General features: G+C 62.8%; 8 protein-coding genes. 3 read left to right on the top strand and 5 right to left on the bottom strand.

The window, feature by feature from the left end:
* Positions 1–504 (top strand): triphosphoribosyl-dephospho-CoA synthase (locus EOA22_RS21530; RefSeq protein WP_206521310.1); only part of this gene is annotated, 504 nt, incomplete at its 5' end.
* A 149-nt stretch (positions 505–653) separates the two neighbouring features.
* Positions 654–1,160, top strand: coding sequence for a formaldehyde-activating enzyme (gene fae / locus EOA22_RS21525; protein ID WP_013532036.1), 507 nt, complete (start codon positions 654–656; stop codon positions 1,158–1,160).
* Positions 1,161–1,297: 137 nt separating this feature from the next.
* Here fae and EOA22_RS21520 read toward each other — a convergent pair whose 3' ends face one another.
* On the bottom strand, positions 1,298–2,014 hold the full coding sequence (locus tag EOA22_RS21520) for a HisA/HisF-related TIM barrel protein (RefSeq protein ID WP_082826447.1): 717 nt from the start codon (positions 2,012–2,014) through the stop codon (positions 1,298–1,300).
* A 26-nt stretch (positions 2,015–2,040) separates the two neighbouring features.
* On the opposite strand from EOA22_RS21520, the gene EOA22_RS21515 reads away from it, so the two are divergent.
* Positions 2,041–3,078 carry a hydantoinase/oxoprolinase family protein gene (locus EOA22_RS21515; RefSeq protein WP_024504387.1) on the top strand — a complete coding sequence of 346 codons (1,038 nt, stop codon included), beginning with the start codon at positions 2,041–2,043 and terminating at the stop codon, positions 3,076–3,078.
* 20 nt (positions 3,079–3,098) lie between these two features.
* Here the strand turns inward: EOA22_RS21515 and EOA22_RS21510 are convergent, their stop codons facing one another.
* From EOA22_RS21510 to EOA22_RS21495, 4 genes are all read right to left on the bottom strand, one after another.
* Positions 3,099–3,689 (bottom strand): DUF447 domain-containing protein, encoded by a 591-nt coding sequence (locus tag EOA22_RS21510; protein ID WP_063167853.1) that lies wholly within the window; start codon positions 3,687–3,689, stop codon positions 3,099–3,101.
* 4 nt (positions 3,690–3,693) lie between these two features.
* On the bottom strand, positions 3,694–5,088 hold the full coding sequence (locus EOA22_RS21505; RefSeq protein ID WP_063167852.1) for a DUF6513 domain-containing protein: 1,395 nt from the start codon (positions 5,086–5,088) through the stop codon (positions 3,694–3,696).
* Complete coding sequence (locus EOA22_RS21500; RefSeq protein WP_013532041.1) at positions 5,081–5,632, bottom strand: flavoprotein; 552 nt, start codon at positions 5,630–5,632, stop codon at positions 5,081–5,083. Before EOA22_RS21500 ends, EOA22_RS21505 begins: the two co-directional genes overlap by 8 nt.
* Positions 5,633–5,635: 3 nt before the next feature.
* Positions 5,636–6,197: dihydroneopterin aldolase (locus EOA22_RS21495; RefSeq protein WP_127390207.1), on the bottom strand; the 562-nt coding region annotated here is incomplete at its 5' end.

Here is a 6,197-nt window from a genome sequence, read left to right as displayed (position 1 = left end):
GTAGTCGAGGCGATCGTCACGGCCGCGCCAGGCGGACTCGGAGAAGCCGCCAACGATGTGCGGCAGGAGCCGAAGGTCCATTTGCTGGACGCGATGAGGGAGGCTGCCGACCGCGACATGATCGCTCGCCAGTACAGCAACTGTTTCGGCGACGTGTTCGGGGTCGGGCTCGCCGCGCTGGATGGAGCGTTGGCACGTGAAGAAGACGGCATGTGGCCGACGGTGTTCGTCTACATGGCGTTTCTCGCCGGCTTCCCCGACAGCCATGTGATGCGCAAGCACGGCGTTCACGTCGCAAATCAGGCGCGGCAGGAAGCCGTTGCCGTTCAGGCGGCGCTCCATGCCGAGGGCGACGAACCGTCGCGCATTCGTCTGCTCATGGAGTTCGACCGCCGGCTGAAGGCCGACAACATCAACCCCGGCACCTCGGCCGACCTCACCGTGGCTACTCTTTTAGTCCACACCCTCGCCCTCACCTTGCATAATCGCGGCGTTGGTGCTTGACTTCCAAAAGCGGAAGCTGTGCTTCCGCGGCTATCTAGCCAACCGGTCCGGGCAAATCCGGACGCTGCCAACAAGGATAGCTGTCCATCGAGCGCCTGCTCGGTTGCAGCGTCCGTGGACATCATAATTGTGTCTTGGAGGAAATTGGCATGGCAAAAATATCAAAGGTTATGGTCGGTGAATCGCTGGTGGGAGACGGCAACGAAGTCGCGCATGTCGACCTGCTCATCGGCCCGCGGGGGAGCGCGGTCGAAACGGCATTTTGCAACGCGCTTACCAACAACAAGGACGGCTTTACTTCGCTTTTGGCGGTGATCGCGCCCAATCTTCAATGCAAACCCAACACCGTGATGTTCAACAAGGTCACGATCAAGGGTGCCAAACAGGCGGTCCAGATGTTCGGCCCGGCGCAGCACGCCGTGGCAAAGGCCGTGCAGGACAGCGTTGCGGACGGGACCATTCCGGCCAACGAAGCAGACGACGTGTTCATCTGCGTCGGGGTATTCATCCATTGGGACGCGGCGGACGACGCCAAGATCCAGAAATACAATTACGAGGCGACAAAGGAAGCCATCCAGCGCGCCGTTGCAGGAACCCCGACCGCCGCCGAAGCAACGGCCCAGCGCGACAAGGTCAAGCATCCGTTCGCAGCCTAGACAAGAGACAGCCCCGCACAGGAAAAACCCTCTTCTGAGACGGATGGTCTGTTGCGCCGGCTGAAAAAGGTTCTGGGCTTTTGAAACGTCAGCTCCCGAAGGGCGCACGCCCTTCGGGAGCTGACGAGCAACGACGATCAGGCGCCGAGTGACGCGAGGTGGCCGGGCGTGAGCGTAGCGTTGTGCAATGAGGTTGCGACCAGTGCCGCGGCGACGCCCATGGCGGACAAGGCCCTGATGTCGTTCTCGTCGCGGACACCGCCGGCCGCAATGACAGCGCGATTTCCGGCCTTGGCCTTGACCTCCTGCAACCGCCCGAAGTCGGGACCGGCGGCCGCACCGACCTTGGCCAGCGTCATGACAATCACCTTTTGCGGCCAAAGCTCGGGCTCATCGAGAAGAGAACGCGGCCCGCAAAAACTATCGCCGACGAAATCAAGGGACAGGATGAGATCGGGATGATCGCGAAAACGCCGCAGCAACATGTCGTCTCGCTGCGATTCAGAGCCCAGAACAGGAGACAGCGAGCGTTCGGCAAGCGCCGCCAAAAGTGTCTTTTCGTCGGCCACGCCGGCATCGACCCAAAGTTCCGGCGGCTCCGCCATCGTCCTCAGCCGGGCGAGTGCGTCGCTGTTTGGCGCTCCGCCTTCGATAGCGTCCAGATCTGCGATGTAGAAGGTGGAAAAAGGATAAAGCCCACGCAGTCCTTCAGCGACCGCGACCACATCAGGGCTTCGGCTGAGCGGCGTAACGATCGGCCTGTAGCGATCGCGTTTTCCCTGCTGGGCGCGAACCACCACGCCGTCTTTCAGGTCGAGAACCGGAATGATACGCAACGCTTTTTCACCGACCAATTGCCCCCGTCATGAAAGCTTGAAGCGTGGAAAAAAGAAAGGGCATCATTGCCGGTTTCGACATTGGCGGCGCGCATCTGAAGGTGACCCGCGCACAAGACGGTCGCATCGTCGAGGCGGTAACGATCGCAACGCCGCTCTGGCAAGGGTTGGACAAGCTGGCTTCAGCCCTCGACGAAACGGCTCCGATCTACGCGGGTGCGGATCTCAACGCATTCACCATGACGGGCGAACTGTCGGACATCTTTCCGTCCCGCGATGCCGGCGTGGCGGCTCTGCTGGGTCAGATTTCCACCCATTTCCCCGCAGACAAAAAGCTGGTCTATGCCGGACCATCCGGTTTCGTCGGAGTCGAGCGGGCAGCGCAGCTGACCGCCGATGTGGCTTCCGCCAATTGGCACGCGACAGCCTTGTTGGTGGCAAAACTCGCCGGCGATGCCCTGTTCGTCGACATGGGCTCCACCACCACCGATATTATCGCCATCAAGAACGGCGCCGTGGCCAATGACGGCTACACCGATGCCGGACGGCTTCTAACCGGCGAATTGGTCTATACCGGCTTTACCAGGACATTCCTGTTCGGCGTAGCCTCGTCGGCTCCCGTCCATGGCAGGCTAACGCCGCTGATGAACGAATATTTCGCCTCGATCGCCGACGCTCACCGCATCCTGGGCGTGCTCGACGAGGACGACGACAGGCACCCTCCCGCCGACGGCAAGGAAAAGACTGTGGACGGCTCGATCGCGCGGCTGGCGCGCATGGTGGGGCGCGACGCCACCGACCTCACCCCGCCGGAATGGGGTGAAGTCGCGCGCTGGTTCAGCGAGCAGCAACTGCGCAAAGTGCACGATGCAGCGGCGCTGGTTGCCGGAACCCTGTCTCGGGATGTCCCGATCGTCGGCGCCGGAAGCGGTCGCTGGCAGATCAGGCGGCTGGCCGAACGCATGGAACGCAGTTACGTCGATTTCGCCGACATCATCCCCGCCGATGACACTGTTCGCGGGCAAGCGAGCAGCGCGGCACCTGCGTCCGCAGTGGCGCTTTTGGCGGGATATCCTTCGTAAGCAGGTTGCGGCGCTCGCGCCTATGCTCGCGAGTCCTCGCTATCCGAACCTTTGGCGGTCAAGTGATCGCTGACACGCTGCATCAGCCAGCCCCAGGCTTCCTTTTCACCGTCGCCTGCCGTCTTTTCGATGGCGATCGAAAGGTAGGCGATTTCCGCCTCGATCTTGTTGCGCGGCAGCATGCCGAGCCGGCTGACCAGGATGGCCAGCTCAAGCACCGCCGCCTTGGCTCGGTTGAGGCCGGTGAACGGCGCGAGCGTTTCCTCCCGCACCACGCGGCAGAAATGGCGGGGGCGCACACCATTGTCATCGACCGCCCGGACTTCGAGGCCCGAATACGCCAGCGCCGCCTCGAGCCTCGGCACCGGGAACCCGTCAACCGGAACGGTTGGCCAATGCTTGCGGCCTGTCAGGCAGCCGGCAAAGACACGCGCGTCGTCAGTATAATTGGCGATGGCGAACGGCACTTCGGCGAGATTGTCGAGCGTGACCGACGGCCGGAACGGCGCGATAACCCAACCGTCATTCTCGGCAATGATGCCAATCGGCGCGATGTGGACGTTGCCTGCCTTATTGACCGTCGTGATGATCGATTCGCGAATGTAGGGCATGGTCCTAGCGCTCTTTCCTTGCGCGGAGCGTCTTGCCCGGCTCGGCAAGACGGGTACGGTCGGTTTCGGGTGCCGGCGCGGCAACGCCCCATGCGAGCGGCTCGTCCTGCACATAACGCTTGCCGAGCCGCCACGCGATCTCCGCCTTCATCAGTTCCGCGCCGAGGTAAAAAGCGTGTGCGCCGTCGGCGTTGACGTCCAGCCAGGCAAAAAGTTCGAACGCATCCGTGGCAACCGCATGCCCTTTGCTATTGAAAACATGGATGCCGTCCTCCGCTACCGCGATCCGGAAGTTGGCATCGCGCACCTGGGCCGCCAATGCCTCGATATCGTCGGTTGAGGCTGTGAAAGGCTTGCGATCGTGGACCTGCAACAGGCCTGGGTGATAGCCGCGCGGCAACGCGCCGTCCGTGCAAGCAGCCAACATGACGCGGCGGGCGATATCGTGCTCCTCGATCGTCCGCACCGTGTGTGGGCTGACATGCACCGTCAGCACGTTCCGGATCCGGAGTTCCGAGCAGAGCCCCGCTAGCACGGCTGTAACGCCGGAACTGTCGGCGTCGGTCAATTCGGTGAGATTGCCGGTGCCCATCAGCAATTCGATGTCCGGCCAACGGCGCCGCGCCTCGATGAAGCGCCCGAGTGAAACGGCGAAGCCGAAATGGATCGGGTCGAGCACGGGATCGGCAATGAAGGCGACGCCGGCCTTTTGTGCCGCGGTAATCGCCCGGCCGAGCGAATCCAGATCGCCGGGGATGGAGGGTATCAACACTGCCGTAGCCCGATGGTCGAAGATCAACGGCAGCGTGTTCTCATCGAGGCTGAGAAGATAGTCCGCGCCGGCGTGCGCACCGATCGACAGTTCGTCTGCGCTGGCCGAATCGACGCTGACCACAAACCCCTGTGCCTTGAGTGCCCGCACTGCCTCAGCCAGCAACGGAAACGGCGTCTCCGGCAGGCAGCCCAGATCGATGACATCCGCGCCGGCCGCAGCCAGCATCGAGGCCCTCGCCATCAGGGCCTCGACCGACAGCATCGGCGCATCGACGATCTCGGCGAAGATGCGCATATCGTGACGCGTCAGATCCGGCGGTTTGCCCGCCCGGCCAAGGAAGGCCGGAAGGTCGGCGATCTCGTCGGGGCCGCGCACAAAGGGCACGCCGAAATGCTCCGACAGGTGTTCGATGTTTCCCCGATAGCGTCCGGGCAGGATGACGCGGTCGACGTCTCCTGTCAGAGTGAGCCGACGCTTCACGATGTCCTCGCTCATCAGCGCGGCGACCTTGACGCCGACGTCGACGATTTCCCACACGAATTCGGTTCTGCCCAGCCCGGTCAGCAGCCGTTCCAGCCGCGCCTTGGCCAGATGGCCGGTAAGAAAAACCAGCCGCTCAGCCATCGCTTGCGAGTTCGGCCTGGCGCCGTGTGAGCGAGGCTTCGAGATCAGCGAGCGACTCGACCACCAGGGTCCGCTCGAAACTCTTCAACTGTTTGGTATTTTCCAGGTCGATCCTGCGCGGATAGACCTTGACCAGTCCGTGCGGTGCCTGGGTTTCGAGTTCCGGCGCAGTGTCGCAAGCAAAGACGATGGCTGGCACACGGCACTTTCCCGCTTGGGCAAAGACATTGGTGGCGAGCGTGTCGGAAATGCCATGCACGCATTTGGCGACCGTGTTGGACGTGGCCGGCGCCACCACGACCGTGTGATAGACACCGTGGTAGAATTCGCCGACCGGGATCGCGCTTGCGGTCTTGTCGTGCAGCACGCGCGTCGTCTCCGGGAAATCAAGTTTAAGCTTGTACATGCGCAGCACTTCGTTGGCGGCCTTAGACACGAAGACATCGCAATGTTCGAGCTGGCGAACAAGTGCGAAGCTCTCCGTAAAAAAATGCCCGGAACCCGTCAAAACCCACGCCCAGCGCGGCACATGCAGCTTCACCATCGGCTATCCCGCCTTCTTTGCCGACGACCCTGTTGAAGCCACTATCCGGATGCCGGGCAGCTTGCCCGACGCGAGCATCGCGCTGGCCCCGGCAGCATCCTTCGGACCGGCGAGATGGAAATCGATGCCGTCGGGCAGCATGGCGGCAAAGCCTGGGTCGACAATGCCTCGGGCCCTCAGGCTGTCAGCGGTATCGCTGTCGAAGAATGCACCGGTCTGCTTGACAAGCAACAGCGCGTTTGCGCCAAGCTTGCCGGCAAGCCAGGCGGCCAGAGAATCGGAGGTAATGTCCCAGGAGGCCGGAACATCCAGCGCCGGCAGTGCCAGTGACGACGGCAGCCACACCGGAACCTTCCCCGCCTCCAACACTCGCCCGATCTCGTCCAGCGACCGTGCCGGCGCCAGCCTTTCGTCCCGGTCGAGGATGACATGGCCGAACTGCTCCATGGCCAGGATCGCCATGGCATGAGCGGCGGTGTCGGAAAACTCCATGCTGGTCTGCGTCTCGCGCACATGGGCGGCAAAAAGCCCTCCGCCGGGCACGGTGACGATCGGCAGCCTGGGA

It is taken from the genome of Mesorhizobium sp. M7A.F.Ca.US.014.04.1.1 (assembly GCF_003998745.1).
GTDB lineage: Bacteria > Pseudomonadota > Alphaproteobacteria > Rhizobiales > Rhizobiaceae > Mesorhizobium > Mesorhizobium ciceri.
The sequence above is the reverse complement of the archived record's forward strand: the minus strand, read 5'-3'. Positions and strand labels throughout refer to the sequence as shown.

Coding starts and splice junctions, on each gene's coding strand:
- fae (WP_013532036.1), top strand. CDS start 654: ATGGCAAAAATATCAAAGGTTATGGTCGGTGAATCGCTGGTGGGAGAC.
- EOA22_RS21500 (WP_013532041.1), bottom strand. CDS start 5,632: ATGGTGAAGCTGCATGTGCCGCGCTGGGCGTGGGTTTTGACGGGTTCC.
- EOA22_RS21510 (WP_063167853.1), bottom strand. CDS start 3,689: ATGCCCTACATTCGCGAATCGATCATCACGACGGTCAATAAGGCAGGC.
- EOA22_RS21505 (WP_063167852.1), bottom strand. CDS start 5,088: ATGGCTGAGCGGCTGGTTTTTCTTACCGGCCATCTGGCCAAGGCGCGG.